Source organism: Gaoshiqia sediminis, assembly GCF_025907915.1.
Classification (GTDB): domain Bacteria; phylum Bacteroidota; class Bacteroidia; order Bacteroidales; family Prolixibacteraceae; genus Gaoshiqia; species Gaoshiqia sediminis.
In genome coordinates this window covers 1-2,076 of sequence record NZ_JAPAAF010000088.1, presented here as the reverse complement: position 1 = coordinate 2,076, position 2,076 = coordinate 1, and the positions used below count along the sequence as shown (strand labels likewise).

1 protein-coding gene is annotated in these 2,076 nt (G+C 44.9%); it reads right to left on the bottom strand.

Annotated elements, in window-relative coordinates:
* Positions 1-270: 270 nt before the first annotated feature.
* Positions 271-1,659, bottom strand: a complete 1,389-nt coding sequence (locus N2K84_RS20060) for a LamG-like jellyroll fold domain-containing protein (protein ID WP_282593617.1) — start codon at positions 1,657-1,659, stop codon at positions 271-273.
* Positions 1,660-2,076: the final 417 nt, after the last annotated feature.

The window sequence follows — 2,076 nt, the reverse complement described above, 5'->3', positions numbered from 1 at the left end:
CACCGTTGCGGCATATGCCAATTCTATAAACATCCCAACCCGGCTGTTCAGGATTGCCTGACCAGCCACTCTGATCAATATTGGTGCAAATCCGGGAAAGCAGGATTCTGCGCTGCGAACTGCTCGAATGCTTAATTGTTATGGTCTTTTTTAACTCATCGTTCTTGTCCTTCCTCCTTAAAGAATTTAATAAATTCCTTAAATGTATGTTCTCATTGGCCTCGGTCATCCCTATCTAAATGTCATCTATTTTCAGAATGATTGATGATATCACTTCGCGATTTCACTTTCAGCATATTCAATTTGTTTTTTTAATGCATCGAAAGCCACCCGGGCACATTTCAGTTTCAGCATCTCCAAATTGGCTGATTCAGCATTTGCGGCTGACAAACTATTATAGCTAAAATAATCGTGATGCGCGTTCAGCAAAAACGAAAAAGCATTCTCCGTATCCTTGTCCAAAATAAGGATATGAATACCGAAAACATCTACCGCTTCAGAGCGCTGTGGCGGGAACAGGATTTCCAGGATCACGTAATAATCGGCACTCGTACCTTCTTTCTTGATCGCATTGGCCAGTCGTTTCATGTCATTATTGAAAATATCAAATTGGCCCCGGCCTTCTAATTCCCCCGGATTGAGTACGCTTTCTTTGAATTCAACATCTAAATCAAGATCAGCTGATAATAATTCAGCAAATGCTTTTGCCGAGCTGAGGGAATAAGCGGTTGAATCGGGCGTACGAATGACGGTGGGGTAAACAAAAAATTTGCGTTGCTTATACGATTGGAGAAACGCAGTTGACAACCCGCTCTCAGGTTTAAACCCCGGATTGACCAATACATTGCTCAGAATTTCTTTGATCTCTGCTGGTAAATCTTTCGAACCTTCCCGGTATTTTTTAGCGGAGCCGGCAATTGTGGCCGCATCCAGAACACCCTCGTAAATGTTGAACTGATCAATCGTCCCAAACCAGGTAGGGTCTTGCATATAGCCCGATTTACACAAATAGGCGAACTGGTTGCTGAGGTTGGCAATTACATTGTTGGGGAATTCATCAATGGTGTTTTGGTCGACTAAAATGCCATCGATGTAAAATTTGATCTCATGGTTATCAAAGGTGCTTACCACATGATGGTATTTGGCGTCTTTGAACGGAGTGCCGAACACATTGGTACAAGTAGCCCAAGGGGTTTGATCGTTCTTACACGACATGCCGGTCACACTGTGTCCACCGTTGGCAAGCGATTGAAACAGGTAGTCCGTTCCGAAAGCACCAACAGAATTTCCGAAATAGGAGAACATGGTGAAATAGGCATTCAGGTGTCCGGCTCCCAGGTAGGCTTCCAAGCTCAAGGAAGGATAGCTGTTGAGCGCAATCTCACTGGCCGGAAGAAGGATGAATTGCCCCTGCGAAGAAGCGACATACTCTCCGTTGATAATCTTCCCTCCATTTAAAACTCCATCTGCTCCTCCAACCACATCTTTGGCTGTTCCATCTTCAAAAGTGTAGGAATGTTTTAATACAGCATCCTGCGCCAGTACTTCCAGGGAAGAGAGCGCCAGCAAGCAAAAAGCAACAAGTAAACAGGGGAGAGAGAATTGTAAGATCGAAGTTGTAGGTTTAAATTTTGACCGGTTTTGAAGTAAGTTTTTCATAACATGTCGATTTTTGGTGCATTCGATGTTACGAAATTAAATCGTCTTTGATACTTCATATTACTTATAAATGAACCATCACGGTCGGTGGCCAAGCAGGCAAAGGGAGTTTCCCTTTGCTTACGCGGGTCTGTGCCCCTTTCTTGCTTTGAAGAAGCAAAAGTTTGCTGTGACGGGCAAGACACCAATTACAAAGCGGCGCCAGCTTGGGGGGGGCGGCGAAGTGCGGGCTAAAGGCTCCCAATTGATCCAATTTGATGCCGGAGGCATCGTATGTTTATAGAAAGAGGATGTCGGTGAGAAATTCGGCCCCGGATGGGGTCGCACCGTTGCGGCATATGCCAATTCTATAAACATCCCAACCCGGCTGTTCAGGATTGCCTGACCAGCCACTCTGATCAATATTGGTGCAAATCC